Genomic DNA, 26726 nt, shown 5'->3' on the forward strand with positions numbered 1-26726 from the left:
GATACCGATGGAAATCTTGAAATTTTCTGTTCCAGAAATCATTTTTGGTCGCAGCAGCTTGAAATATACAGGGACCTGCGCCACACGTCTGGGTGCCGAAAAAATATTTTTTGTCTCTGACCCGGGATTGGAAAAATCAGGATGGGTTGAACGCGTTTTTGAAATTTTTAAAAAAGAGCACCTCAACTGGGTTTACTATTCCGACATATCTTCCAACCCCCGGGACTGGGAGATAGAAAAAGGGGCGCTTTTATACAATAAACATGGCTGTGACGTGGTGGTTGCCCTGGGGGGAGGAAGCCCCATGGATGCGGCAAAGGGGATCGCCCTGGTTACCAGCAACGGCGGTCGTGTCAATGACTATGAAGGTGCCAACCGCATACAGCACCCCCTTCCCCCCATGGTTTTCATTCCTTCAACGGCAAGCAGTGGATCTGATATCTCACAATTTACCATCATAACGGACATGGAACGACAGGTTAAGATGTCGATTATCAGCCGGACACTGGTCCCAGATATTTCCATTATTGATCCTTTGCTTCTGACCACAAAATCCCGGGAACTCATCATTGCTGCGGCTGTGGATGCACTGTCCCATGCTGTCGAGGCCCATGTCTCAAGGATCGCATCTCCCATGACCGAAGTCCACTCCCTTAAAGCCATTGAGCAGATCATAAAATACCTTCCCCTGGCCCTGGAAACCGGATCCATTGACCATCTGGAAAAATTGAGCATGGCAGGGACGTCTGCGGCCATGGCTTTCAGCAATGCCAGCCTGGGGCTCGAACATGCCCTTGCCCATACCCTCGGTGGAATGCTGGATGCGGTACACGGTACGATTCACCCCATACTTCTTCCCCAGGTCATGCGGTATAATCTTTGTGAGTGTACGGATAAAATTGCAGAAATTGGCAAGGCTGTGCTGGGCAAATCACTGGCAACCAACAAAGCAACTGCCTTGGCCGGCATTGAAAAACTTGAAGTTTATTTTCAAAGCCTTAATGTGTCAACACGATTGCGGGACATTGTGCCGGACCGCTCAACATTACCCCAGATCTGTAAAATGGCCACCTATGATTCATGCCTTTTGAGCAATCCAAGAACGGCAACGGTTGAGGATATGATGCAAATTTGTAATGGAGTATGGTAATGGACAAGCCCACAACCCTTGAAGATATCGTTGGTCTTGAATTTACCAAATTGGGTTTTTTCGGAGAGGTAAAAAATAAAGTTGTCGAGCTCCAGGCAACGAACTTAAAGCTTGAGCGAAAGCAGCGGCAACTGCAGGCCATTTTAGACGGTATCTCAGATGTGATGGCCATTATATCTTTAAATTTTACCATCATATCGGTTAACAGCCTGTTTTTAGAGGTGTTTAATTGTAAAAATCCCGAAGGCCGGTTGTGCCATGAAATTTTTAAGAATCAGGCACACCCCTGCCAGGACTGCCCCATAAGCACTGCCAAAAAAACCGGCCAGGTATGCCGCCAACTGTCTTTGTATCAAATTAACAATCAAAACCATCAATTTGAAGTCTCTGTGTCCCCCATGGAAGACTCCAGCAAAAAGATATTCAGATTCCTTTTTCTCATGCGGGATGTGACCCTGGAAAAAGAGTACCAGGAGAAATATTACTATTCCAAAAAAATGGCCACAGTTGGACTCCTTGCAGCCGGTGTTGCCCATGAAATAAACAACCCCTTGACCGCCATCAGCGGATTTTCAGTCGGACTCAAGCGTCGACTGCCCAAACTTAAGGATTGCCTGAAAAATGATCCGGAAAACCGGGAACTCATGGCGGATTTTGATGAATATATTGGCACCATTATCACCGAGTGCAACCGATGCCGTGATATCGTTGCCAATTTATTGACATTCAGCCCCAGAAAAAAAATAGACTTTGTTCGTGTGGATTTAAAAACCCTGGTCACCGATGTTCTCAAATTATTGCGCTATCGATTGAAGCAAAAACCTTTGCTGAAAATTAAGTTTGACTTCGATCCGGCCTCCGCCATTCAAGGCAATGCTGCTGAACTGAAACAGGTCATGCTCAACATCATCTGTAATGCCTTTGATGCCATTGAAAATGACGGCCTGCTGGAAATCAGTACAAAAAAACAGGGGGGGTGGGTGACCTTGTCGATCAAAGACAATGGTTGCGGCATTGCACCGGCGCATATGGACAGACTCTTTGACCCCTTTTTTACCACAAAGCCCGTGGACAAAGGAACCGGCATCGGCCTGTCCACCTGTTATAATATTATGAAACAACACAAGGGAGAGATTCTGGTCAACAGCAAAGAAACCCTTGGAAGCGATTTTAAAATCAACTTTCCAAATCCGGATGTAAAAAATGAGTAAACCGCTATGTCCCATCAATATTCTTGTGGTGGACGATGAGAAATCCATCCGCCGGCTTCTTGAAAAAGAACTGGGTTCTTCCCGGCGCAGCATAACAACAGCCGGCAATGCCAGAGAAGCCTTTGCCGCTATCAGAAAGGATGTGTTTGAGATCATCATCCTGGATATCAGCCTTCCCGATGCCAATGGCATTGAGTTGATGTCCAGGTTCCAGGAAGAGGTTTTGGGGGTTCAGATCATTTTAATTACCGGGTACGGTGATGTTGATGATGCCGTTGAAGCTATGAAAACCGGTGCCTGTGATTATTTAACAAAGCCCTTTGACCTGGAACGTCTGGAACAGGTGATTGAAAAGGCCTACCAACTGGGATACCTTCACAAGAAACAATTTTTAAAACAGCAGGGTCTCCTGCAAAAAAGGCAGTATCCAGAACAGATCGTGGGCCATTCCGCTGCCATGGAGGAGGTTCGGTTCCTGATCGGTAAAGTGGCACCAACCAGCGTTCCGGTATTGATAACCGGTGAAAGCGGCACCGGTAAAAATGTGGTGGCAAGACAGTTGCACGGCCTGAGCCTTCGGGGAGACAACCCGCTGATAACAAAAAATTGTGCCACCTTGCAGGAGGAGTTAATACGAAGTGAATTGTTCGGTTACTGCAAAGGTGCCTTTACCGGAGCCGAAAAATCCAGAGAGGGGCTCCTTGCACTGGCTGACAAGGGCACCTTTTTTTTGGACGAAATCGGAGAACTCTCGGTGGGAGTGCAGGCATCTTTGCTGCGTGTCATGGAGAATCAGACATTTCGGCCTGTGGGGGATAAAAATGAAATAAAGGTGGATATCCGATTTGTCTTTGCCACTAACCGGGACCTTAAACAAGAGGTGGCAAAGGGGAGGTTCAGCGAGGCCCTTTTTCACCGGCTCAACGTCTTTACCCTAAATATCTTGCCCCTGCGCAAGCGAAAAGAGGAGATCCCCGTACTGGTGGAATACTTTCTGGGTCAGATGAGCCATGGTGCCCCGCCTGCCAGGGTGGCTAAAAATGCCATGCACCGGATCATGGCCTATGACTGGCCCGGCAATGTCCGGGAACTTCACAATGTAATGGAACGGGGAATGATTCTTGCGGAAAATCATATCATCACCGAGCGCAGCCTGCCCCTTGAACTTCTTGAAACTGAGGATGGGAGTAAAGCCTTTGCAGCGACACCCTTTCCCACCCTTAAGAATCTGGAGAAAAATCATATCATAAAGGTACTCAAGCATGTGGATGGAAACAGGTCCAAAGCAGCGGAAATTTTGGGTGTCAGCAGAAAAACCTTGTACCGGAAACTATTGGATAACCCATAATTGCATTGAAAATTGATCCCAGATGACAGGGGGCAGGAAAATTTTTCTGCCCCCTGTCATCGCTTCACTCAGTCTAAACAAGGGATTATTATTGAATAAGGTGTCCTGCCTTAAACTTTGACTTCCTGGAGGTCGTCTTCGGTAAATGTCCATTGGGTGTTATGGGGAGGAAATACCTCCTGGAACATCTCGGGGAGCTGATCGTCCTTTTTGGTAAACCCTGCCCTGAGATTGAACTCATTTTCATTCTCCAGAATAGAGGTCCCCAGTTGAACAACATCCTCCGGTGTCAGGGCAATGCCATACTGGGCATTGAGCATGTCAACGATCAACTGAACCCCGTTGTCGTTGTCCAGAACAGCAAAGGCAACAAATAGGCAGAGGCCTGCAGCATCAATAGCCGCAGTGGCAATTTGGAGATTTTTAGACAAAGTCACCTGACCCTCATTTTTCAGGGGATCAACCGTACCGCCCACACTCAGGATATTGGCGGTGACCCCGTAACCGGCTGTGTGGTCTGCCCCCATGGGAGAGGTGGCATAGGTCACCCCAACTCCCTTTACAGATCTCGGATCATATGCCGGCAATGCCTGGCGCTTGACCACGGGAATCCTGTCCACACCCAGAGCCCCGCCGGTAAAGGCTGCGCCATTTCCAAGAATCTTGCCGAAACCGGTGCCAAGAGCCACCTGCTTGATCAATTCAATGCAGCCCTTGCCATCCCCCCACTCGAGAAGCCCGCCTTCCATGACCATACCCAGTGCCACGCCGGTATCGATGGTGTCCAGGCCGTAATCATCACACAGCCTGTCCATCAGGGCGATGTCATCAAGGTCCTTGACCATGGTGTGGGCGCCAAAGGCCCAGATCGTTTCATACTCAAAACCTGAGGTGAGATAGTTGCCATCCTTATCATTGTAAACCTGGGAACATTTAATTACACAGCCGGGATGACACCCTTCCGCAACAACTCCCTTTCTTGCAATAATGTTTTCAACCATTTTTTCGCCACTGATATCACCGACATGCTCAAACCGGCCGGTTCTGAAATTTTTCGTGGGTAAGGCACCTGCCTCGTTGATAAGATTCACCAGCACGGCGGTTCCAAAACCTGGAAGGCCCTGGCCTGTTACAGGATGGTTCCTGAGTATATCAACCCATTTCTTGTTGGCAGCCTTAAACGCCTCGGGATCTGCCTGGGGTAGCCGGTCACAGCCCTTGTCATCAACAACAATGGCCTTGATCTTTTTGGACCCCATTACAGCCCCGAGTCCTCCCCTTCCCATGGCCCTGCCGGGTCTGCCCTGAGGATCTGCCTGCTGGATACTGGCTGCCATCAGGCGTTGTTCACCTGCCTGGCCAATGGTCATGAGCCCGGTTTTTTTCCCGTATCTATCCCAGAGTTTCTCCATTATTTCATAATTACCCATGCCCACATACTCATCCGCAGGAAGGATTTCAACAGAATCTTTTTTTATCACAATCATGGAATAGCCGTCATCGTCTGGTTTATCTTCCAGAACAAGGGCTGAGATGCCAAGCCGTGCAAGCTTTTGTGAAATAAGTCCGCCTGAATTGCTCTCCTTGATGCCATTTGTCAAGGGGGATTTAGACCCCACTGAAAGCCGTCCTGAATTGGCAGCTGGGGTTCCGGATAAAAGCCCCGGGGCAATGACCAGTTTATTCTGGCGGCCAAGAGGGTGACAGGTGGCTGGCACTTCATCCAGAATCATTTTAGAGGTCAACGCTCTTCCCCCCAAGCCGGCAAGGGAATCCGGAATTTCTTCAACCCTGTTTTTTTTCTCTTTGGTGTTTATTCTCAGTATTTTACCCATAAGGTTTGTCCTTATAATCCATTGATTTTCTGGTCCCTGAAAGCATTTATCTGAATGCCTCTTTGAATCAGTAAAGATGCCCCTGACCTTCTAGGGGAAAGGGGCATTTGTATTATCTATCTGTCTGGGTCAACAACCCGCTGGTTGTCCAGCCTATAATGCAGCCGTGTAAATTGTCACAACATCATCCAGGGTCGGAATTCTTGGATTGGTGGCCCCGCAGGCATCTTTTTGTGCATTGCCGGCCATGATCGTAAGATCCCCTTTTTTTACGCCAAGGGATGAAAGATTTGCAGGAATACCCACATCTGCGGAAAGGGTCTGGATAGCGGTCAAACATTTTTCAGCGGCATCCCGAAGGGACAGTCCTGAAATATTTTCTCCCAGGGCAACTGCAATGTCGGCATATCGCTGGAGGTTAGCGATGAGGTTGAATCTGGAAACATGGGGAAGCAGTATGGCATTGCAAACACCATGGGGAAGGTCGTAATACCCACCCAGCTGATGGGCCATTGCATGGACATGACCCAGGCTTGCATTGTTAAAGGCCATTCCTGCAAGATATTCTGCATAGGCCATTTTATCCCTTGCCCCCAGATCATTGCCATTGGCAACGGCCTGTCTTAGATTCTGGGCAACCAGTTCAATGGCTTTAATGGCACAGGCATCGGTTATGGGCGTTGCAATGGTGGAAACATAGGCTTCAACGGCATGGGTCAACGCATCCATGCCGGTGGCAGCTGTCAGTGAGCTTGGCATACCCATCATGAGCAACGGGTCATTAATGGCAATATTCGGGGTTACCCGCCAGTCAATGATGGCCATTTTAACTTTTCTGCTGGTGTCGGAAATGATGCAGAACCGGGTCATCTCGCTTGCAGTTCCGGCGGTGGTGTTGATGGCAATAAAGGGCGGCATTGCCTTTGTGGACTGATCAACACCTTCATAATCGTGGATGGTTCCGCCGTTGGTGGCCACCAGACCAATGCCTTTACCGCAGTCATGGGAACTCCCCCCCCCAAGGGTAATGATCATGTCACACCCACTCTTGTTATAAAGGGCAAGACCCTCCTCAACATTTTTATCCGTGGGATTTGGAATTGTTTCATCGTATACAACGGTATCTGAACCCATATCCTGTTTAATGATGTCACAAATCTTCTGGGTAAGTCCGGCAGCAGTAATTCCTTTATCTGCCACAAGAAAAGGTTTACTTACGCCAAGGCTTTTCATCTGGGCACAAATTTCTTTGTGCGACCCAATACCCATGAGTGTTACCGTGGGAATATAAAATCCGTAAACTGCTTCTCCGTTTGACATGTCAAGCTCCTTAAATAAAATTTTGTTATTAATTAAAAAAACATTGAACTTCTTTCTTTGGGTATAGCAATAACAGGGCCCGGATGTTTTTTATCGAGGTGATCTGCGGTTCTTCGTCTTTAGGAATTGTCATAACCAATTGATATAAAATAAAAAAAATAAAAAAATAAAAAATTTTTCAATGGATTGCTTGGCCGGGTTGATATAAAAGCGGATGCCGGTTTAAGGGGCAATATGACCCATTACATTTATCGTATGAGTCAATGGGATACACTTTTCAACTCTCAATTTAGAAATGAGATGATTGTTTCCGGCGGCATATGAGATGTCATGGCTGTAACGTGGTGCCATTTTGTTTATTGATATCGGCAATAATATCAAAAATTTGCTGGATAATAATGGGGGCAAGGCCCAGGGAAAGCTCGTATAAAAGCAGCACCTTGGGTTTGGTCATCACGGCCCTTGCGATGGCCAACATCTGCTGTTTGCCCCCAGGATTAAATTTTCTCCATCAGGATAGACAACGTTCGGCATTGGTCTGGCAGATTTTTTCACTTTTCTTTTCAGCAAGCCTTGTCTTCTGGCGCCTGATTGCTTCTCTGTTTCGCCGTTTCTGATTGTCGGTCTTCAGGTCAAGACGGGGCACGGGCACTGGTTTGAAGTCATTTCCAAGGGCAACAAAGGTCAGATAGGCTGATCCTGTATGGGTTATTTTGCCCGTGAGCAGGTCTTCGGTTTCAACCCGAACCCCAATTTCCATGGACGTTTCTCCCACATTGTTAATGCTTGCCTGAAAGGTCACCAGGTTACCGATTTGGACAGGGTTGTGAAAGTCCAGACGGTCAATGGATGCGGTCACGCAGATTCTTTTGGTGTGCCTCACGGCTGCTGCGCCCGCTGCGTTGTCAATTTGTTTCATGATTACACCACCATGGATCAGTCCGGCTGGATTGGCATCCTGGGGTTGCATGAGCAAGGAAAGGGTTACTGAGCTTTCTTCAACGGTTTTCAGATTCATATGAGTTCCTAATTCTACAGGAATTGGTATAACCAATCTCCTGTAATTAATAAAGAGCAGCCCCCTTGGCTTTGCCAGAAAGACGCCCAAAAGTTTTACATTTGCGGTAACTTTTTAAAAAAGTCTCCTATGCTGTGAACCGTTCAAAGATCATAAAAATCACAAAAAAGGAGACTTTCAATGAACAAAACAATATATTAAATCATACGATTTTGGATTGCAAGTATCATCTGTTCTTGATTCCAAGATATCGGGGAAAATATTTTTCAATGTTGCAACATATTCAGAAATATATGATACCCCATGAGCTCAACGGGAAGGAAGAGAATGAATAACCGGCAATCCGTGTACGAGAAAAAGTCCGGTTTGTAATGAACATAGTCTGGACAATTTTTCTGACCCGGCTTCCATTAAGTCCCGCAATTTGTCCAGGGTGTCGAGTTGAAGCTCATGAAGCTGGATTGGGTGTATTTCAAAAAAAGGATTGATTCAGGTTTCAAAATAAGATTTATATCCTTTATATGTGGCTGGTTTTTTCTTGGCTTTTCCCATATTGATTTTTAAATCTGAGGATAGAAAGTTTGTCGATACCATATGCGGTATTCTGGAAATTTTTTTATAAAATAGAATAGAAGCATCATCTGTGGCGCGACGCTGTCTTTACATTAATTAATATTAATATTCTCTTGAAAATTCCTACCTTTGTTCGATATATACAATAATCATTTGAATGAACAGCTTGATTGTTAAAAAAGGCTTGTCTATGAAGAGAATGAAAGTATTTGGACTCCTGATTCTATCCTTTTTGGTTTTAACTATAATTGAAGCCGGTGCTGCCAATCGGACGCCTCTGGTGATCGGTAACGGCAACTACTTTTCTGCACCGCTGACCAACCCGATAAATGATGCCAGGGATATGGCGCGGGTATTAAAAAAACTCGGGTTTGATGTGGCGCTAAAAACAGATGTTTCTAAAAACGTCATGGTGGATGCCTGCCGAGACAACCCTTTTAAACGCAGTTTCAGGACATCCCAGAAAGGGTTTGCCCAGTTGGATGCTCCCCTGGGCACGGTGATTGCCTATGCCACGGAGCCTGGTGATGTGTCTTCTGACGGGGTTGGGCGAAATGGAACATATACCGAAGCCCTAATGAAAAATTTTCAAAATTTCGATTTGGATGTCCAAAAACTGTTTAACAGGACCGGCCTGGATGTCATGGAAAAGACAGACAAAAAACAGGTGCCGTGGGTGTCGACAACCCTTTTTTCCGACTATTATCTGGCCAAAGGAATCCTTCCCCCGTCATCCAGCACCCCTGATGTTCAGGATAAAGCAAATCAGGAATCAATTGTTGTCAGGCTGTCAACCCCCGGTGTAGGCGACAACTGGAAAGACCCGGTCACCGGCATAGAATTTGTGTGGGTGCCGGGAGGGTGTTTTCAGATGGGGAACAATTCCGGTCAATCAGATGAAAAACCGGCACATCAAGTCTGTGTTGATGGGTTCTGGATGGGGAAATACGAAGTGACCCAGGGCCATTGGCAACGGATTATGGGTAACAACCCGTCAAAATTTAAATCTGGAAATGAGTTTCCGGTTGAACAGGTTTCCTGGCAGGATGCCCAGGATTTTAAAAAGAAGCTAAACCGGCAGTCGGGCCGGCAGTATGCCCTTCCCAGTGAAGCCCAGTGGGAGTATGCAGCCAGGAGCGGGGGAAAGAATCAGACATATGCCGGGGGCAATGATATTGACCGGGTTGCCTGGTATGACGGTAACAGCGGCAACAAAACCCACCCGGTTGGGACAAAAGCCTCTAATGGCCTTGGCATCTTTGACATGAGCGGTAACGTGTGGGAATGGTGCGAGGATGTGTATGACGGAAATGCTTACAGCAAACATTCCAGGAATAATCCGGAATCAACCTCTGGGAGCTCGGGTCGGGTTTTCCGTGGCGGGTCCTGGGACGGCGTTCCGAGGAACTGCCGTGCTACCTTCCGCTGCAGGTTCCGCCCGTCCTTCCGCTACTCCTACGGCGGCTTCCGGCTTGTCTTGCTTTTAGGTCAGTAGTGAACCCAGCAGACCTGGGATCAAAAAAGAATAAAGATTATAATATAATGACCACACAATACAAATTTTTTAGAATAAACGTCGTTGACTACAGGCAACCAGAGATATGAACGTGAAAACGTTCTTTAATACGGATTATAGTTATCAATGTTGAAAGAGAATTTGTTGATTCAGGTTGCCAGTCTATTAATCATGTGTAGTCTGAATCTTAAACAGGAGTTTCGTGGATAAGAAGGCATGTGGCGCCCATCTTACCAAAAGTTAATATTCGGTTTTTTCCCAATAAAATTTCATGAGAGATTTGGAAATCTGGTTTTGGCCTATCCCATATAATGGAATTTTGAATCTGGAAAGAAAATAATATAGATACATTTTGTGACCGGAATGATTTTCAAAAAGCGAGAGCTACACATTAAAAGACTTACCAGACCACCCAAGGTGGCTCAGCGAGCACTTCTTCTGCCAGTCCTGCCTGTTTCCAATTCATGAAAAGCGACCATATATACCATCTATAGTCGCTAGTATTTCAAGACAAAACTTAAGAGTCCACCGTCAAACCTTTTTCTTTTATCGTTTCAGACACCTCAATCTCCTTTGCACTTAATTGGAAAGCACTTTGCCCACAAGGATCTAAAGATGTAATCACTATTCAACGGCTTTCGGCTCCGGGAATGTCCAGGTTCCATCCAGGATTTCCGGCCCCGGTTTGTACATCCTGACGAGGTAATTCCATCCTGGTACGATCGGCAGGAAATTATCCGCCTTGGGGTCACCGCCGAAGTGGATGGTAATACTTCCGTCTTTGGCCTTCTTAGCTGTGATGTTGTTGAATGAGTGGGCATTGTACTCGTTGTCCGGCATATACCCCTCGTCATCGTAGAGGGTGACCGACCAGAAGGCATCCACCGGGACATCCTTCGCGGTGAGCGTATAGGGGGTCTTGCCGTCGTTCTTTTCGGGGAACACGGCCGCGTAGGTGGCTGCCTCTGCCGGCAATCCGCCCCATCCCAGTGCTGCGCCCAGCATGTGGTAGACCGGATCCAGGGTCTCTTTCCTGCCAAACATTTTGGAGGTCTCCGGGACCGTGGCGGAAATCACATTGATCGTCTCTCGCATCTGCTCAACTTCTTCTTTTTTCCAATCGGGCACACCAAATTTCCCAATATCGGCCTGCTCGACGAGGACCGCATCCTGGAGCTGGTGCGCCACCTTCATGTCTTGCTCATCGTTCGGATCCATAAAGGTCCGAAGGGCCAGGAACACATAACGTGAGCCGACCTTTTCTTCTGTCAGAGTTCCTGTCTTCGGGCCGTAAAGCCCCCAGATCGAATGATCCTGATTCACGATCATCAAAGACTGATAGCGCCCTTCGGTTTCCGGAAGTGTAACCGTGACCGGCGACCTCAGGTCCCACACGCCAAATGAGTACAGCGTGTCCTGGTTGCCCCGAACAGTCACCCGTTGCTCTTTGTAGGGCTTCCGGTTGTGATTGAACTTTCCGAAGCAGTCCATATTCTTGATCCAGAGCTTCATCTGGAGGTCTGATTCGGCACGGACGTAGTTGTTGGCGGTGACCTTAGGAGCCTCCGCTGCATGAGCCGTCGCCAGAATAAAGACAGCAATCCCGGTTATAAACAAGACTTTCAGGGTTCGCTGTAAAGTCGATTGCGTTTTGATATCTAATTCTCCTTTGATTATTTAACGAGTTCAATTTCGCTGGGGCGCCAGGTTTTATCTATCCATGCTTCCAAAGGACCATACATTCGAAACCCTACGAACCAACTTTTTCCGGGAATGGTTTGTAACCAATTGTTCTCAAAACCAGCTGGTGCTTCAGGAGCAAGATAGACATCATACGATCCATCGTCATTCATTTTTAGACCTTCGGTTTGACTGCCAACTGTCGGGAATTTCTGATCTGTCTGTAGTTGTGAACGTGTTTGTGTGTCATATACTGTTACTGCCCAAAAATCTTTGGCAGGCGGATTAGCCGGAACATGGATTTTATAGGTAAGTGCACCATCCATAGGTTGTTTTTCTGCATCTACAAAGGCGATACCATAATCAGAACCAGCTCCGGGAACAGTAACGGCCATTGCCGGTGTAACAGCGGTGTAAGGATAGTAGAACATAACCCTTGCATCTGAATTCATGGTCTGTCCGTCTTTACCGTTAAAAAAGACATTTTTATCAACCCATGCCATTAACCAGGCACTGTTTGTATCTGGGTAAACTTGTACGCCTTTCATGTTATCAACACTTCCACTTACCCTTGGGTACCAGATTATTGATCGGGCAGTTGCATTTGCTATGGCAACGGCATCAGTTAAAATGCGTTTCATTCTTTCATCAGGATTAAATTCTTTGCCTTTCTCAATACCAATTGAAGCTAATAGTCCGCGGGTTTCTGCATCAATCATTTCCAAGGGTTCTTCCTGAATAACAGCATTTACATGCTCATAAAAATGATAATCGTTGTCGTGGATTGTATTTATATGTTTCCCTGATCCACTAATAAACTCCATTTTAGAGGGATTGTCTTTTTGTGCTAAAGGATACACCTTCAGGTTGTCTGTTATGTTTTTAACCGCAGCTTCCATACCTTCAGCAATGGAGCCACGCATAAATGTCCAAACTCTATAAGTAAGAGATTTTACCACGAAATAACTTGTTGGAATGTCTCCCTCGTAGTCAGGTGGTAGTAATAAGAATTTTCCGCCTTTTCCCTTATCCGGACCCATAGGACCCACATCCTGCATGTACCTAAACCATGCATCATTAAAAGCGCCCAGCATACCCGGTGGCACTTCAACAACCGTTGCTCCGGTTTCTTTCAAATTAAAGGTTGGTAATACATAAAGTGTCGAGGTATTTCCCGTTAAGAAATAAGGTTTCGAATCCATTAATTTGTCATAAATAAGAACCTTATTATTGTGGTTAGCCCCAAGCGCTTCAGGTCCCAAAATGAGCTGCCTTACAGAGGCTGCAGACATACATTTTAAGAATACATCCACACCACGCATTCTATCCAGGTTTTCGTAAACCAATTCTGCGGTTTCAGGAAGTGGAGCCCCATCCATAAAATTCAAGGTTCCGATTGAAGTCTCCACTCGATCAGGTGTATGAAGACCATCCGGTAGTTCGGTTGTTTGAGGGTAAATATTAGAGTTCTGTATGCTTTGACACGCGGTCATTCCGGCGAGTAACGCCAGTGACAGAATCGCTATCGATAATCTCGCGCCATGTGTATTAATGACCTTCAGGCCTACTTTTATTGATGATTTATTCATGATATATCCTTTTTCTTAATAGTCGGATCATCCGCGTCGACGCGAATAGTTAATTCTCATTTGACCGCTTTCGGCTCCGGGAATGTCCAACTTCCGTCCAGGATATCCTTCTTCGGCTGATAAAGCCTCACGATGAAATTCCAGCCCTCTACGATTGGAAGGTAGTTGTCCGCCTTGGGATCACCACCGAAATGAATGGTGATGCTGCCATCGTCGGCTTTCTTGGCCGTAACGTTGTTGAACGAGTAGGCGTTTAATTCGTTAATCGGCATCCGACTTTCCTTGTCGTAAAGGGTCACGGACCAGAACCCATCCACCGGCACGTTCTTCGCGGTGATCGTGTAGGGGGTCTTGCCGTCGTTCATCTCAGGGTAAAAATTGACATATATGGCGGCTTCCTTTGGGAGGCCACCCCATCCGAAAGCAGTGCCCAGCAGGTGGTGGATGGGATCAAGCTTGTCCTTCTCGCCAAAATATCCGGAGGTGTCGGACATGGTGGCGTTCAGCACGTTGAGCGCCTCCCGCAACGTCTCCACACCCTCCTTGTCCCAATTCGGAAGCTCGAGTTTACCGATGTCGGCCTGCTCGACCTTGACCGCATCCTGCAGCGCATGGGCGGCCTTCATATCGGCAGGGTCATTGGGATCGGCAAAAGTCCGAATGGCCAGGACCGCATACCGGCTTCCCATGTTCTTCACCGTCAAGGTCTTCTTGGTAGGACCGAAGATGGCGGGCGGGATGGAGTGATCCTGGTTGAGCAGCATCAAGGACTGATACCGACCTTTCGGGTCCGGCATCGTGATGGTCAGGGGCGAGGTAAGATCGAAGACTCCGAATGAGTATATCGTGTCACGATTTCCGCGAACGGTCACCTGATTATCGACGTCATAGTGCTTCCGGTTGTGATTGAACTTGCCGAAGCAGTCCATGGTCTCGGCGTACCCCTTCATTTGAAGATCGGTCTCAGCACGGACGTAGTTGTCTGCGGTGACCTGAACGAGATCCTCCGCGTGGGCCGACGATAGGGTCAGCATACTGAGGGTCACCAGGATGGTCAGAGCGGCTGTAATGTTTCGTTTTGCTTTCATTACCAGTGCCGTAATGGCGAGTATGTTCAACATCCGGTGCTTCATCTTATTTTCTCCTTTTGATTTATGTACGGACGAGATTCGAGGATATTTTCCCGACCCACTCACTGCCATAAAGCGTGGCAATCCAGATTCGAGACAACGTATCTTTAATCGGTTCCGGCTGCTTCCTCGGGTGCTGTCCGAAAGCCTCGATAATCGTGTAGGCATCAAGACGAGTGAGCGCTATTGCGACAGGACGGGCATCGAAAGCCGTTATCAGTCCCTGCTTCTGGTCTGCCTCAATGCGGTCACATGACGCGTCGTCAAACCCACTCAGGAACTGGTTCCAAACTTTTTCAAAGCGCTCGTCAAAAGTGGCCGCATCGGCAACTGCCCGCACAAGAGGGCCGTGTGAATAGCAGACGCGAGTCATCGCGGCGAGGCCCTCATGCAACAGAGCGACGGGGTCACCAACGCCCATAACCCAGGGCTTGGAAGCCTCGAAGATATCGGCCTGCAGGATCTCCAGCAAAGTCGCCATCACTTCATGCAGATCTTTGAAATATTGATAAAAAGCCGACCGGCCCACCCCCGTCGGAACCATCAGCAAGTTAACTGTCATGTCACGGAACGGATGCAACCAGATGAAATCTAAGGCTGAATTGAGGATTGCAGCACGCGTACGCTCAGATTTGCTAATTTTGAGTACCGCTTGCGGACTTACTCGCAGCGGAGACAATGATTTTTTAATTTTTGACAGAATGATATAGTTTATTGACATCATGTCAGTTTGTCAAGGCCCATGCGACATCTCACCACAAGTTTAAGACACATACCCCGATTGACCTCAGGATTTATAGTTTGGTTCATGTATCGTTGGTTGTAGCTCGTATGTTTAGGGACTATATATTTTCGAGCAAATAATAAAGGGTCAAATCCAAGAGTGTTATTACGAAAGTAAAATGAATGGGAACAAATTAGGCGTAAGAGTATCACCTTTTGAAGTTAACGGAAAATTGGTTAGGCTTACCCAGAGTTTTTCTATCTTTCGGTGAGGTTTTAAGCAACTCCAAAAGCGAGCCCTATGTCTATCTACAGTCGCTGCATCCCTATAGATCAAAGGAGTTGACTTCTTTTTCCAGTAGTGACTGCAAGCAAAACCCGACCGGAGTAGATTAGTATTCATAGTCTTGGCCGTCCCAAATTCTAAAAGGATAAAACTGGCACTCAAGGATTATTATCCGATGGTGGAGTATTCGGAGCCTGGAATAGTTTAGGATACCAATCCAATTGTGAATTCTTTGGATGAAGGGATAGAGAACTGCCCGATCCGTATTGTCATTGATGTGTTTGATTACATGAGCTGGGGTCAAGAGATTTTATAATAGGTCTGCTCGTAATGGGTGAATGGCATTTTTAGGAACTGGCTGAATTTTAAAAATGACTGAAGAAAAAATGTTTTGGGCTTCCTGTTAAGATCCTGGCAAACATTTTTGAGCCTGTAAAAATTTCACTTGACCTTGCTCTTTCGAACCTTTATTGTATCTGCCGTTTGTGTTGTTGTTGAAGTTGATGTTCTTGCTGCTACTGGTGTTGTTAATTCTGATATTCTGGCTGTTGTTAATCTTGATCCTGATGTTCTAAATGATGCTGACAAATTTGGGCTGGGTAGCTTTAAGCTGCCTGGCCCTTTCTTTTTATATTATTGTTGACTGAAAAATTAGATTACCACAGTCAATAATGATTATCCGAGGGTGGAGTATTCACCGGCCGGAATTGTTATGGATACCAAAAGAATATATAACCGGAAACCTGGATTAAAGTTGACGCCAATCATGCAAAAACGTTGAGTTTTATCCAGTCAATGTTGTCTCCAACTTGACGTAACAGGATTTTGATTCATTTGATTTTGGCTGGTCAAATATAATTGAATGTTTCTTTACACAAATTCAAAACAGTGTTATTCATTTATCAAAATCTTAATTCTGCTGGATACCGCCTAGCCGCTGTGAATATCTTCTTGCTCTGCAAAATTGCTGGTTAATGTAAAAAAAATTTATAGAATTTTCAATCAAAAGGAGAATTAAAATGGCAGAGAATTCATTTGTTAGTTTTATAGGTGTTATAATTTGGCCTGCAATTGTTATTGCAACATTCAAAATGTTCAAAGAAGAATTGAAAGCACTTATTAAAAGATTTACAACTGCCGATGAACTCAATTTATCTGTCGGATCATTATCTCTCCAAGCAAAAGCAATGAGGGAGATACAAGATTCAATCGGAATTAATTTTCCCGACGGAAAGATGAAAAAGGCAGAGATTAAGGCTCTGATTGATACTAAAATTAGAAGTTTACAAGCTTCAATGGAACATCAAGTGAGCAAAAATAGTATTAGAACCGACGATAGAGCTGTTATGAATTCAAAAATCATTGTAACATCCGATGACGGAGAAGAGTATCCAGGAGAAACTCTTGATGTAAGTGAAGCAGGTCTCGGGTTTAAAAGCAATGGACGTTTGAGGTTTCACGAGGTGGTTAAGATTAAATCATCTGATTCTAAAGCAAAGATACCGTTCCTTGATGAGGCCATAATTGTCAGAATAGAGCAGTCTGATCAAGGCTATTATTATGGAGCAAAAGTTGCAACCTGATTATAAATAAAGTATATTTTAAAGGAAGAGGTGGCATATATGGGAAAAGAATATGTGTATTTTTTTTATTGATGAATCTGATATAAATACCAAAATTCCTTTTTCGTTATTTAATCGATCAAGGGATCGGCACTTTTCCAAAATTCAGGATTTTCGGGGCTAAGGGTCAAATTCAGAGCATACACTCTTCACCTCGCTTGACTTGTGTACCTCCTCAAACAAACACTAAAGTTAATACATAGGTACCGCCGTGAAGAGGATCTCCGCAAAATCAGGTAATTAATATAAAAAACTTAGTCTTTCCAATTTCTTCGCCGCATTGATTATTATTCCTGTCTTAAGTATTTCAAGGCAATATACTTCATCAAATTTTTGTTGAAAAACACTGTTCCTCTGCTGAAAAAGGCTAATCCAAAAGTTCTTTAACAAAATTTAGAAAATATGGCTCTTCATTTCATTTTATGATCTAAAAATAATCAATGATTCAAGTGGCTGATATCAACCACTTTTTAGATACTAATATTACCTGGAATATCTAAATTAAAATTGATGAACACAAGGAATTTGAATCTTTACATCATCGAAGCACGCATAAATCGTTCTTACGAGCCAGCCAGCCTTCACTATCAAAAAGTCCGGTATATAAATTAGCGAAATATCAATTGACGAGGTTAGGAAGAGATAGGCAAACCTGTTGTGAGGTAGGGATAGGTTTCCCGGGGTATCTGTCCGTTGAAATGTGTTAATAATATGTGGAATAGGTCCAGGGATTGAATTATGAGTTTCAAGGACAAATAATAGTATTTCCAAGGGGGACTATTTTTCCGCCTTTGGTGGGTAAATTTTGCTGAAAAAGAAACAATGATATTGTTGGATCTTATACTTGAAAATTTATATTTTTTTATAAGTTCCAGATGTTTGTTAGGAAAAATTAATAATGAGACTTTGCTATGAAAATGCACCTCCATAAAAATGCCACAACCACACCTGCCCAGCGCGCTTTTATCCAACTCGAGACCCAGATGAATATCTCAGATCTTGCTCTAAAATTTGGTGTTAGTGAAACCACTGTCAGACGATGGAAGAAGCGATCCTTTATTTTCGATAAGCCCCATACTTCTGAAAGACGGATAACCGCTTTAACGCGGGTCCAGGAGCTTATGGTTATTTTAATCCGGTTATGCCTTCGTTCCGGGCTTGATGATCTTCGTCAAATTGTTCGGGCTTTTATCCTGCCCAATTGTTCCAGGTCTTCTCTGAACCGATGTTTGAAAAAATATGATATTCCCCGTCTCACCCCCATTCAGCAAGGCCTTCCTTTTTGTTTGGATGATGACAGGGGCAGTTTTTTTTATTATACAAACGTTCAACTTCCCTTTTTACCGGGCACGGGAACGCCTTTTAGCATCCACATCCTTTTTGATTGCTCCTTCAGGTTGCTCCATGCAGATATTTCTTCCTCTTTTCATCAGCGTCCCCTCCATTTTCTAAAAAATGCGATCCATCATTTTCCCCTAACTGTCCTTGGCATTGTTTTTTGTGATCCCATTGTGCTTTCAGATACTGATTTTTCAGAGTCTAACCGGTTCCATGCTCATCTTATTCAAAATTTTTGTTCGGTTCAGAACCTTCAATCTCATCGTAAAAAAATATTTCCAGACACCACCCTGGAAAAGCTTAGACAAATATACGGTGATCTTCGAAGGCAGGATTCCCCTTTTTTTACAACCGGATTGAAATTGGACACCGGCAGCGGATTAATGGATAATATATTCGCCTATAATACCCAGCTTTGTCAACGAACGTTAAGACAGAAAACACCGGCCCAGGCACTGGAAAATCATTATAAAAATTTTCCAGGCAGTTTTAGACAAAAACCCAAACAATTTATTGGGACTTTATCCTAGTGGTTGCGCCTTTGTGATGCCTGGCATTCTTTTTGTATATATTAGAATCAGGTAAGGCCTATTTTGGGCCTGGTGTTGAATATCAATTTAAAAAAAGGAGGAGAATAAAGATTGTGGTGGCTTGATATTGTAAGGTTAATTTAGATTAACTTTTTAATTTCAATAAATTTTAAAGGAGAATAAAATGAGTATTCAAGGACTTGGACAATCAAGTTTTTCTTACCAGTCCATGAACATGAGCAAAAGCCAGAGTACGGATTCCAGTTCTTTTGATTCATCCAGCATTGAGAGCATCATGGAAAACGATGATGCCAATCAGGATGGGGTATTGACCATTGATGAAACCCCCATGTCCGAAGACATGTTTGCAGATGCGGATTCAGACTCAAGCGGTGATTTGAGTACTGAGGAACTGGAAGAAGTCTTTTCCAATGGCCCACCTCCAATGGGTCCACCTCCAATGGGCCCTCCCCCACCCTCTGGTGAGACAGAGTCCACAGAGGAGTCTGAATTGGAAGCCCTCCTTGCAGAGGAGGATACAGATGGAGATGGCAGCATTAGTGCCGAAGAAACCAGTCTGGCCAGTGAAATATTTTCACAATTGGACCTGGATGAGGATGGCTTGCTGTCACAGGATGAAATTCAGCAGGGAATGGACGAACATGAAGCCAGGATGAGCAGTTTTGAGGGGACGAGTCAGACGAGCTTGACCCAAAGTTCTGCGACCCAGGCCTATGCTACTGCAATGGAATCCATAATGACAAATTTAACCGGAAGTTATGACGACTCTGTTGTTAGTAGTTTCATGGGCGCTATTGCCTAATTTTTAAGCAAACGCCAAGGAGCGGTTGCAAAACCGCTCCTATTCGACCAGGCAAATTTTTTTTAGTAAGAAAATGGTGGCTTTGGGATAAACTTGATAGGGTGTATTGAAAATATTTTTTTATGGATATCCCCTATGATGTTGAAAAAGAGCAATGCCAGAGATCCTCGTCTATCAATACTCTCCACACCAATCTTGCCCCCCATGGTTTCTACGAGACTTTTGGAAATGGCCAATCCCAATCCAGTCCCGCCGTATTGGCGTGTGGTGGAGGCGTCCATCTGGGAGAATGATTTAAACAATTGATCTATTCGATTTTCTGGAATGCCGATACCCGTATCGCTGACTTCGAACCGGAGTTTGACCCTTTCTTCAAGTTTTTGGATAAGAGAGCCCATGGTGCTGACTTCACCCGCTTGTGTAAATTTGATTGTATTGGAAGCCAAATTGGTTAAAATCTGACGCAGTCTTCCGGGGTCGCCCTGAAGCAAAGAGGGAACTTCAGGATCCACCATGCAAAGGAATTCAAGTTTTTTTTATGGGCACTGGGAGCGATGAGCCTTACCATCTCATCCATGGTGTTACGCAGATTAAAGTGGATCTTTTCAAACTCCAGTTTGCTTGCCTCTATTTTTGAAAAATTCAGGATGTCGTTTATGAGCATCAATAGATTTTCAGCACTGGTCATTACAATCTGGGCATATTCTTTTTGTTCTTCAGTAAGTTTTGTGTCCGGGAATTCACCGTGTCTTCAAGATGGGTTGGTCAATCGGATGGGTGATGATCGAAGAAACGTACCATGCCCCTATGCAAGAGAGGAGAGAAAAAACAAGGACAAGGCCTGTCATGACAAAGAATAAGCGCACCTGTTCTTTGTTTATAGATGTCGGTGCATAGGCAAACACCACACTGCCCAGATTATTTTCACCCATGCGCAGTGGCACGGAAACAATAATATTACCATCCGATCTCGAAAAGGAATATGCATTGGTTTCCGAGTCATATCCCACTATCTTTGCGGTACTTTTACTTGCAAGGTCTACATGCTGAATAACAGATGCAAGCAACTGTGACTGTGGATATGAGATGATGAGGCAATACTCTTTTACCGGACTAAAAATTCAAGAAAAAGTTAGCGTTTGAGCTATCTATGGCAGCTCTTTTTTAAAAAGTACCTGTAATACAAATATTTTGATATTATTTTATAATCCCCGTTGATTGACTAATCCATCCCTTGCAAAAAGATGAAAATAGATATCAGAAATATACACAATACCAATGGGCTCATTGTTTTTTAAAACCGGCAGTCTGTGATACTTATATTTTACCATCCGATCCAAGAGTATCATAAGATGTTCCTCCGGAAAAGCACCAACTACTTCAGAACTCATGATATCTCCAACTTTCTTATTTATAAGTTTTTTCTTGAACAGTTTTATCTGCCCTTCCCAAGAAATATCCTTTCCATCCACCATGCCATAATTCAGAATGCCCGGCCTTAAATGATATAGAATATCAAACATGGTAATAATACCAACAAAGTGATTCTCTTCATTAATAACCATAAGGCTTGTGGTTTTATCTCCGGTATTCCTGATTTTTCCACTAAAAATCATCTTTATAGCAGTTTCAATGGGTTCTCTATAATCAACTTTGTCAAAATCTGTTATCATAATATCTTTTGCATATATCTCTGTCGTCATAAGCCTGATCCTTTTTTATTAGGTGTTATTGGCAATTTTCCGGTGCTGGTCTACAATTTTTCAAGTCTCCTTTTTGATGAACCTGTAAAAAGTCAAAACATGATTCTATTTAAGCAAATTACCTGAAAGCAATGAGCTTAGTGTCATCATAAATGATATAGTCTATGCTACCCCGCTTCGCATGGCGGACACGTACAATGTCTTCATGCTTCGACAAAGAATCCCCCGACAGCAACTCTACTTTCCATACACCATTTCCGCCGTTTCCTCGGTACTGTTTAAGTACCCGAACTCTTCCAGAAGCAAGGCTTTTAGGTAGCTCACACCGAAGCTGATCTATACTGGAATACAATAGCGTATCGCATCCCCATTCCATATTTTGGGTTTGATATAAGACGTCCTTGGTTCCCATTTTCAAAATAATCTCTGGATGTGTGCTGCCAAACCTCTTTACAAAAATCATCATTATAAACTGCCTGTTCGGCATGAATACCTAATTTTGCCAATGAGTCGAATATTGAGGCCAACCTATTGTTGTCGGTTGTCGCTTTTCGCCTTACCTCGTAATCCCCAGGATAAAGAATTGCAACTTTCCCATAATTTTTTATATCATATGGAAGTATTTTTGAGGTCAAGGATTATTATACCCGTATGTATTATTCCAAAGCCTGCATAATAAATGTTACCAAAATTATACTTCAGTCGTGCCGATGATGTGAATTTTAACGAGATTCAATTCCGTTCATTGACTTCAAAGCCCTTGCATCCAGTATGCTGGGCATGTTTTTTTGTAAATGGATATTCCCAGCACACCAGAGGCTTGACTGCCTGGATAGCGCAGTAGAATGCGGCTTTCCCTGGCGTCTGAGCAAGAAATGGGCATGATTCTGCTGGTTTTCCCGTTTGTGGATCAATCCAAATTCGATATTGAACCCCTCCGGCGTCCAATTGTTCCTCTTTCACCCAGGAGAGGATATCTCTGCGTCCAAGGCGCTCCCATAATTGTCGGTCTTCCCGGAGGCATACATTTCCCAATTTGCGGCAACAATTTCCGCATCGTTTACAGACAAACTCGTTCATATGGCTGTCAATCCATACCCCGGATTCTCCCTCACCCACCCCTGGTCTGGCAGGTGTTTGAAAAACCAGAGCGCATATTTTAGCTATCCTTGCCGTATCTTTTTCAGAGGTCTCAAGCACATGAATAAAATAGAAGCCCAAGGCGGTATCATCCACCGGTGTAAATGGCTGGTTCCTATTCAAGCGAACCCATGCTCTTTTGACTCCATTTAAAATGCCGGTTTTAAAATCATTTCCCAAAATCAAAGGGCCGATTTTACGAAACAGGTCGGGTTGGGGACCGTACTGTCCGAAATCAGTTGCAACAGCATCAATGGCCTGGGCCATTGTTAGAAAGGTCTTGAACTCGTGTGACATAAAAAACCTCATCATATCATGTTATCATCGTGAAATGAGGTGGTTGGAGACATACCTCTGTGATATGTAAACTGCGGAGCCAGAAATAACAAGAAAAAATCGGGAAAAGATACACGCCAACGTTGTTTAGAAATTGTAATATAATGATGAAAACGTTTGAATTCAAAATAGATTATATGAGCTTTGAATGGCGTAACAACACCTTGTTGACAATCTCAAGCGGTGTGCCGGAACGAGATGCATATTGCAGCATGTCTTCGAAGATCATGTGGCCTGACTTTGACATTCACTAAATTTCCTGCCTTTTTAACAACCAACCTTGCCCCGGCATCGGTTATAGGGAAAATTCTGATCTCAGGTTTAATCTTTTTCTCCCGAATATAATTTCATCGAGAACATCCTTTTTAAGTATTTTAAACTGGATATTTTTTCCTGCTCTGAAAATTTTTCGAAGTGCCGGGTTATCACATGAATTTTGGAAATTTGGATCAATGGAATTTTTGAAAAAATTGAAAAATACTGCCAAGAGTGTAAATTTCTATGACTTTCAGGAATGATGAACTTGAAACAGGAACTGCCTCAGTATATCGAAAAGAGATCAAATAAAATTGTATTGATTGACAAAGGCTACCTCAGTTTAGTATCAACCTTTTAAATTGATGTGATAGCGACTTGGACTACATCCCAATACGCAAAATAATATTTTTTTTGAATCAGATGATTTAGGTTGTTCGCTACCATGACAGATTATATTCTCATAAAAAAATCCCAAATTCCATTATTCAAAAACATACCTTTTTTCTACAAGACCGCAAACAAAGAATATCGCCTATATAAAAAAAAGGGCGACTATTTGGATGATAGCCGCTTGAGTTCGGGGAATCATCCTAGTATGTATATTCATTATGCCGACAAGGAAAAAGCAAGGATTGAACTTACAAAAGCTTTAAATAAGGATTTTGCAAAAAAGGTATCCGAAGGCAGGTTAAGAGAAATTCGCCAAGCATTAACGAATATAGTAAATGAAGCCCTAACACCTGGGCAGGAAAAAAATATAAATTCTCTCCCAGAAACGGTTGAAATCCTTATAGGACGATACAGTAAAGACCATGCAGCCATGGCTTTGCTAACCCAATTAGGTTCTAATTCATCCGTCTTGATAGAGCATACGGTTAATGTCACCGCTTTGGTCTTGCAATTTTGTTTTTTTCATAGACTCTCAGAAACTGATACCCAACAGTTATCTATGGCGGCACTGGTTCACGATATTGGTTGCGCCAAAATTGAAAAGGAACTGATCGAAACCCCGAAGCGATTAACAGACAAGCAGTTTGAAACGTACACGACTCACCCAGAGTTAGGACATGCTACTATAATCGAGAACACAAATTTTGACATGGCCATTCCTACAGTTGTTATGGAACACCATGAACGCCTTGATGGTAGTGGTTACCCAAAAGGATTAAACCGAATATCAGCATACGGTCAGCTTATAGGGTTGATAGACAGTTACGAATCTCTCACCTATCGAAGCAAACTTTTCAGAAAAAAAAAGAAACCTTATGAGTCATTAAGTATTATCAAAGATGAAATCTATGAGAAAAAATTTGCAAAAGGGTTATTTAAAAAATTCACAGCGTGTTTGACTAAGTAATTTTTTTAAAATTTATTGGTTTGCACTTCATATTTATACTAGGGTGATTTATTTTTGAACTTGTGCCTTATCAATTTGACGGGGGCAAAATGGATATTCATTTTAAAACAGCATCTGCAAGCGAATTTTTTATTTTTTAACCCTGCAAACGCAGCTGTGGAGAAGGGAACGGGGATTTTACCCTGCTATCTTCTCCACTCTACCTCCGAGATGCCTGCCCAGGAATAGTTCCATGGCCCGGTAGAAATCAAATCGGTTTTCCTCATTATGAAATCCATGGCCTTCATTTTCCTTGAGCATATAGGGAACGTCAATATTGCGTTTTTTTAAGGCGTTGACAATCTGGTCGGCTTCGGCTTTCTTAACTCTGGGGTCATTTGCCCCCTGGGCCACCAACAGGGGCGCTTTGATTTTATCGGCATGAAATACCGGGGAAATAGCTTCTAAAAGCGCGCGGTCTTTTACCGGATCACCAATCATTTCATAGAATTTTTGTCTGCCAGGCTCCCAGTACGGTGGCAGGGTTGAAAGCAGTGTGAAAATATTGGAAACGCCAACATAGTCAACGCCACAGGCATAGAGCTCCGGGGTAAATGCCATCCCAGCAAGGGTTGCGTAGCCGCCGTAGGAGCCGCCATAAATACCGATCCGGGCTGGATCGGCAATCCCCTTGCCTATCAGCCAGGCCACACCGTCGGAGATATCATTCTGCATCTCTTTTCCCCATTTTTTAAAGCCAGCCTGCCAGAAAGTTTTACCATAGCCCGTCGATCCCCTGAAATTCATCTGCAGCACTGCATATCCACGGTTTGCAAGAAACTGGGCTTCGGCATTGAAGCCCCAGTAATCCCTTGCCCATGGGCCGCCATGGGGATTCACGACAACCGGAAGATTTTGAGTCCCACCACGCCTGGGAAGGGTCAGGTAGCCATGGATGGTCAGCCCGTCACGGGATTCATAGGAGATCGGTTTTTGATCGCACATCATTTTTTCATCCAGCCATGGACTCACATCCGCTATTTTTATGAATTTTTTGGCTGTTAAATCATAAAAATAATAGGCCCCCAGGGATTTATCACTGTAGGTTCTCACCAAGATCCTTGTTTCATCCCGGCTGCTGCTGGCAATATTGATTTCATAACCGGGAAGGCGTTTTTCCAGATCTGCCTGGAGCGCCTCTCTTTGGTCATCAAAAAAATGATAATGGCGTTTGTCTGTCACATAGGCCACTCCGGTGATTTTCATGCGCTTTTTGCTTCTCAAAAGATGGGAAACATCGACATCCGGGTGTTCATAGATCAATTCCAGGGCTTTATTGTCAGCAATGTCATATTTGTAAACAGCGGTTTTGTCCCGGCCAAGGTTGGATGCCATATAGACAAACCGGTTGTCATAGGTGAAAAACAAAGGGGAGAGTTTCTCTTTAAAATTTGTGGTGACAATGGTTTTAAACGGCTCTTTTTCCGTTTTCCTGTACAGCAGAGATTGGTTAACACCATCTGTGGCCATTGCCATTCTGAGTCTGCCATCATTGTCCGTGAGCCATCCCTGGATGTTTCCCGGGTTTTCGGCAATCATCTCCATCCTGCCGGTATCGATGTTGATACGGTATACATCAAATACACGGGGGTCTCTCCTGTTCATACCGATGAGCATTTCATCTTCTATCTCTTCCAGGTCATCAACAATCTGGACCCGGACCTCCTCAAAGGGGGTTAACTCTTTTAGATTGCTTCCATCCGTGTCTACGGCAAACAGATGAAAATTTTCATTGCCGCCCCTGTCCTGGAGAAAGGCGATACGATTGTTGTTGGCCCAGAAAAAACCGGCAATATCCCTTGCCGTTGATCGGGTGACCCTTTTTTCGCCGGGGTCCCCTATTGTTTGAATAAACACATTCATCCGGTTTTTCCAGGGTTTCATGAATGCCAGTGACGTGCCATCCGGAGAGAGCTGGAACCCGGTCTTTTCCGGATTTTTAAAAAATGATTTCATTGGAATCAGTGCTGGTTCACCTTGCAGATAGCTACAGCCAGTTAGCAAACCAATGGTTAACACGCCGATGAGAATGATATTTATTTTTTGTCGAATATCCATTTTTTCCTTTTCTCTGGATTCTAAGCAATTTTCGGTTCTTATTTTTCCAGTCATAAGCCTGGGGCTATAGTTCTTCTTTTTCATCAGCAGGGCCATTAACTTTATGACCAGGCGAGGCTTAAATGCCACCCTATAAAATACCA

Annotated in this window: 22 protein-coding genes and 1 pseudogene; 8 read left to right on the forward strand and 15 right to left on the reverse strand. The window is 44.2% G+C overall.

The genetic code is table 11. From position 1 onward, the window contains the following. The first annotated feature begins 7 nt into the window (after positions 1 to 7). The 3 genes from ACZ45G_RS07430 to ACZ45G_RS07440 are packed head-to-tail and all read left to right on the forward strand — an operon-like array spanning position 8 to position 3709. Positions 8 to 1150: an iron-containing alcohol dehydrogenase gene (locus tag ACZ45G_RS07430; RefSeq protein ID WP_464176562.1), complete on the forward strand. Its 1143-nt coding sequence runs from the start codon at positions 8 to 10 to the stop codon at positions 1148 to 1150. Then, positions 1150 to 2361 carry a two-component system sensor histidine kinase NtrB gene (locus tag ACZ45G_RS07435; RefSeq protein WP_464176564.1) on the forward strand — a complete coding sequence of 404 codons (1212 nt, stop codon included), beginning with the start codon at positions 1150 to 1152 and terminating at the stop codon, positions 2359 to 2361. Before ACZ45G_RS07430 ends, ACZ45G_RS07435 begins: the two co-directional genes overlap by 1 nt. Then, positions 2354 to 3709 carry a sigma-54-dependent transcriptional regulator gene (locus ACZ45G_RS07440; RefSeq protein WP_464176566.1) on the forward strand — a complete coding sequence of 452 codons (1356 nt, stop codon included), beginning with the start codon at positions 2354 to 2356 and terminating at the stop codon, positions 3707 to 3709. Before ACZ45G_RS07435 ends, ACZ45G_RS07440 begins: the two co-directional genes overlap by 8 nt. A gap of 110 nt (positions 3710 to 3819) precedes the next feature. Here the strand turns inward: ACZ45G_RS07440 and ACZ45G_RS07445 are convergent, their stop codons facing one another. From ACZ45G_RS07445 to ACZ45G_RS07460, 4 genes are all read right to left on the reverse strand, one after another. After that, the gene (locus tag ACZ45G_RS07445) at positions 3820 to 5544 is read right to left on the reverse strand and encodes an aldehyde ferredoxin oxidoreductase family protein (RefSeq protein WP_464176568.1); all 1725 of its coding nucleotides are present in this window, start codon (positions 5542 to 5544) and stop codon (positions 3820 to 3822) included. A gap of 153 nt (positions 5545 to 5697) precedes the next feature. Then, positions 5698 to 6864, reverse strand: a complete 1167-nt coding sequence (locus ACZ45G_RS07450; protein WP_464176570.1) for an iron-containing alcohol dehydrogenase — start codon at positions 6862 to 6864, stop codon at positions 5698 to 5700. Positions 6865 to 7192: 328 nt separating this feature from the next. Beyond that, the gene (locus ACZ45G_RS07455; protein WP_464176572.1) at positions 7193 to 7342 is read right to left on the reverse strand and encodes a hypothetical protein; all 150 of its coding nucleotides are present in this window, start codon (positions 7340 to 7342) and stop codon (positions 7193 to 7195) included. Positions 7343 to 7375: 33 nt separating this feature from the next. Further along, complete coding sequence (locus ACZ45G_RS07460; protein ID WP_464176574.1) at positions 7376 to 7882, reverse strand: acyl-CoA thioesterase; 507 nt, start codon at positions 7880 to 7882, stop codon at positions 7376 to 7378. A gap of 763 nt (positions 7883 to 8645) precedes the next feature. Between ACZ45G_RS07460 and ACZ45G_RS07465 the strand changes: the two genes are divergently transcribed. Further along, positions 8646 to 9950, forward strand: coding sequence for an SUMF1/EgtB/PvdO family nonheme iron enzyme (locus ACZ45G_RS07465; protein ID WP_464176577.1), 1305 nt, complete (start codon positions 8646 to 8648; stop codon positions 9948 to 9950). Between the two features lie 645 nt (positions 9951 to 10595). Here ACZ45G_RS07465 and ACZ45G_RS07470 read toward each other — a convergent pair. The 4 genes from ACZ45G_RS07470 to ACZ45G_RS07485 are packed head-to-tail and all read right to left on the reverse strand — an operon-like array spanning position 10596 to position 15094. Further along, positions 10596 to 11588: a DUF1214 domain-containing protein gene (locus tag ACZ45G_RS07470; protein ID WP_464176579.1), complete on the reverse strand. Its 993-nt coding sequence runs from the start codon at positions 11586 to 11588 to the stop codon at positions 10596 to 10598. Between the two features lie 56 nt (positions 11589 to 11644). Next, complete coding sequence (locus ACZ45G_RS07475; RefSeq protein ID WP_464176581.1) at positions 11645 to 13240, reverse strand: DUF1254 domain-containing protein; 1596 nt, start codon at positions 13238 to 13240, stop codon at positions 11645 to 11647. A 56-nt stretch (positions 13241 to 13296) separates the two neighbouring features. Then, complete coding sequence (locus ACZ45G_RS07480; protein WP_464176583.1) at positions 13297 to 14373, reverse strand: DUF1214 domain-containing protein; 1077 nt, start codon at positions 14371 to 14373, stop codon at positions 13297 to 13299. 19 nt (positions 14374 to 14392) lie between these two features. Then, positions 14393 to 15094, reverse strand: coding sequence for a TetR/AcrR family transcriptional regulator (locus tag ACZ45G_RS07485; protein ID WP_464176585.1), 702 nt, complete (start codon positions 15092 to 15094; stop codon positions 14393 to 14395). Between the two features lie 1304 nt (positions 15095 to 16398). Here ACZ45G_RS07485 and ACZ45G_RS07490 point away from each other — a divergent pair. The 3 genes from ACZ45G_RS07490 (at position 16399) to ACZ45G_RS07500 (ending at position 19692) form a co-directional block, all read left to right on the forward strand. Continuing rightward, a complete protein-coding gene (locus ACZ45G_RS07490) occupies positions 16399 to 16962 on the forward strand; it encodes a PilZ domain-containing protein (RefSeq protein WP_464176587.1) in 564 nt (187 codons plus the stop codon). Between the two features lie 950 nt (positions 16963 to 17912). Continuing rightward, positions 17913 to 18869, forward strand: coding sequence for a transposase family protein (locus tag ACZ45G_RS07495; RefSeq protein WP_464176589.1), 957 nt, complete (start codon positions 17913 to 17915; stop codon positions 18867 to 18869). A 184-nt stretch (positions 18870 to 19053) separates the two neighbouring features. Beyond that, positions 19054 to 19692 (forward strand): EF-hand domain-containing protein, encoded by a 639-nt coding sequence (locus ACZ45G_RS07500; RefSeq protein ID WP_464176591.1) that lies wholly within the window; start codon positions 19054 to 19056, stop codon positions 19690 to 19692. Positions 19693 to 19754: 62 nt separating this feature from the next. Here ACZ45G_RS07500 and ACZ45G_RS07505 read toward each other — a convergent pair whose 3' ends face one another. The 6 genes and pseudogenes from ACZ45G_RS07505 to ACZ45G_RS07530 all read right to left on the reverse strand — a co-directional run bounded on the left by ACZ45G_RS07505 (position 19755) and on the right by ACZ45G_RS07530 (position 22832). Then, positions 19755 to 20207 carry an ATP-binding protein gene (locus ACZ45G_RS07505; RefSeq protein WP_464176593.1) on the reverse strand — a complete coding sequence of 151 codons (453 nt, stop codon included), beginning with the start codon at positions 20205 to 20207 and terminating at the stop codon, positions 19755 to 19757. After that, positions 20144 to 20413, reverse strand: a pseudogene (locus tag ACZ45G_RS07510) (hypothetical protein); the annotation flags it as partial. The pseudogene ACZ45G_RS07510 and the gene ACZ45G_RS07505, both read right to left, overlap by 64 nt. Positions 20414 to 20432: 19 nt before the next feature. Then, positions 20433 to 20759, reverse strand: a complete 327-nt coding sequence (locus tag ACZ45G_RS07515) for a hypothetical protein (protein WP_464180073.1) — start codon at positions 20757 to 20759, stop codon at positions 20433 to 20435. A gap of 135 nt (positions 20760 to 20894) precedes the next feature. Next, entirely contained in the window at positions 20895 to 21395 is a 501-nt protein-coding gene (locus ACZ45G_RS07520; protein WP_464176595.1) for a CBS domain-containing protein, read from the reverse strand. A 118-nt stretch (positions 21396 to 21513) separates the two neighbouring features. Beyond that, on the reverse strand, positions 21514 to 21861 hold the full coding sequence (locus ACZ45G_RS07525; RefSeq protein ID WP_464176597.1) for a hypothetical protein: 348 nt from the start codon (positions 21859 to 21861) through the stop codon (positions 21514 to 21516). Between the two features lie 266 nt (positions 21862 to 22127). Further along, complete coding sequence (locus ACZ45G_RS07530) at positions 22128 to 22832, reverse strand: YkgJ family cysteine cluster protein (protein WP_464176599.1); 705 nt, start codon at positions 22830 to 22832, stop codon at positions 22128 to 22130. Between the two features lie 739 nt (positions 22833 to 23571). Between ACZ45G_RS07530 and ACZ45G_RS07535 the strand changes: the two genes are divergently transcribed. Then, positions 23572 to 24486 carry an HD-GYP domain-containing protein gene (locus ACZ45G_RS07535; protein WP_464176601.1) on the forward strand — a complete coding sequence of 305 codons (915 nt, stop codon included), beginning with the start codon at positions 23572 to 23574 and terminating at the stop codon, positions 24484 to 24486. Between the two features lie 177 nt (positions 24487 to 24663). On the opposite strand, the gene ACZ45G_RS07540 is transcribed toward ACZ45G_RS07535, so the two are convergent. Further along, positions 24664 to 26583 carry a S9 family peptidase gene (locus ACZ45G_RS07540; RefSeq protein ID WP_464176603.1) on the reverse strand — a complete coding sequence of 640 codons (1920 nt, stop codon included), beginning with the start codon at positions 26581 to 26583 and terminating at the stop codon, positions 24664 to 24666. Positions 26584 to 26726 lie beyond the last annotated feature (143 nt).

Source organism: Desulfoconvexum algidum (genome assembly GCF_055382125.1).

Excerpts from the sequence above, each read along its gene's own strand:
- ACZ45G_RS07430 (WP_464176562.1), top strand. The coding sequence starts at position 8 with ATGGAAATCTTGAAATTTTCTGTTCCAGAAATCATTTTTGGTCGCAGC.
- ACZ45G_RS07435 (WP_464176564.1), top strand. The coding sequence starts at position 1,150 with ATGGACAAGCCCACAACCCTTGAAGATATCGTTGGTCTTGAATTTACC.
- ACZ45G_RS07440 (WP_464176566.1), top strand. The coding sequence starts at position 2,354 with ATGAGTAAACCGCTATGTCCCATCAATATTCTTGTGGTGGACGATGAG.
- ACZ45G_RS07445 (WP_464176568.1), bottom strand. The coding sequence starts at position 5,544 with ATGGGTAAAATACTGAGAATAAACACCAAAGAGAAAAAAAACAGGGTT.
- ACZ45G_RS07450 (WP_464176570.1), bottom strand. The coding sequence starts at position 6,864 with ATGTCAAACGGAGAAGCAGTTTACGGATTTTATATTCCCACGGTAACA.
- ACZ45G_RS07455 (WP_464176572.1), bottom strand. The coding sequence starts at position 7,342 with ATGTTGGCCATCGCAAGGGCCGTGATGACCAAACCCAAGGTGCTGCTT.
- ACZ45G_RS07460 (WP_464176574.1), bottom strand. The coding sequence starts at position 7,882 with ATGAATCTGAAAACCGTTGAAGAAAGCTCAGTAACCCTTTCCTTGCTC.
- ACZ45G_RS07465 (WP_464176577.1), top strand. The coding sequence starts at position 8,646 with ATGAAGAGAATGAAAGTATTTGGACTCCTGATTCTATCCTTTTTGGTT.
- ACZ45G_RS07475 (WP_464176581.1), bottom strand. The coding sequence starts at position 13,240 with ATGAATAAATCATCAATAAAAGTAGGCCTGAAGGTCATTAATACACAT.
- ACZ45G_RS07480 (WP_464176583.1), bottom strand. The coding sequence starts at position 14,373 with ATGAAGCACCGGATGTTGAACATACTCGCCATTACGGCACTGGTAATG.
- ACZ45G_RS07485 (WP_464176585.1), bottom strand. The coding sequence starts at position 15,094 with ATGATGTCAATAAACTATATCATTCTGTCAAAAATTAAAAAATCATTG.
- ACZ45G_RS07490 (WP_464176587.1), top strand. The coding sequence starts at position 16,399 with ATGGCAGAGAATTCATTTGTTAGTTTTATAGGTGTTATAATTTGGCCT.
- ACZ45G_RS07495 (WP_464176589.1), top strand. The coding sequence starts at position 17,913 with ATGAAAATGCACCTCCATAAAAATGCCACAACCACACCTGCCCAGCGC.
- ACZ45G_RS07500 (WP_464176591.1), top strand. The coding sequence starts at position 19,054 with ATGAGTATTCAAGGACTTGGACAATCAAGTTTTTCTTACCAGTCCATG.
- ACZ45G_RS07505 (WP_464176593.1), bottom strand. The coding sequence starts at position 20,207 with ATGGTGGATCCTGAAGTTCCCTCTTTGCTTCAGGGCGACCCCGGAAGA.
- ACZ45G_RS07520 (WP_464176595.1), bottom strand. The coding sequence starts at position 21,395 with ATGACGACAGAGATATATGCAAAAGATATTATGATAACAGATTTTGAC.
- ACZ45G_RS07525 (WP_464176597.1), bottom strand. The coding sequence starts at position 21,861 with ATGATGATTTTTGTAAAGAGGTTTGGCAGCACACATCCAGAGATTATT.
- ACZ45G_RS07530 (WP_464176599.1), bottom strand. The coding sequence starts at position 22,832 with ATGTCACACGAGTTCAAGACCTTTCTAACAATGGCCCAGGCCATTGAT.
- ACZ45G_RS07535 (WP_464176601.1), top strand. The coding sequence starts at position 23,572 with ATGACAGATTATATTCTCATAAAAAAATCCCAAATTCCATTATTCAAA.
- ACZ45G_RS07540 (WP_464176603.1), bottom strand. The coding sequence starts at position 26,583 with ATGGATATTCGACAAAAAATAAATATCATTCTCATCGGCGTGTTAACC.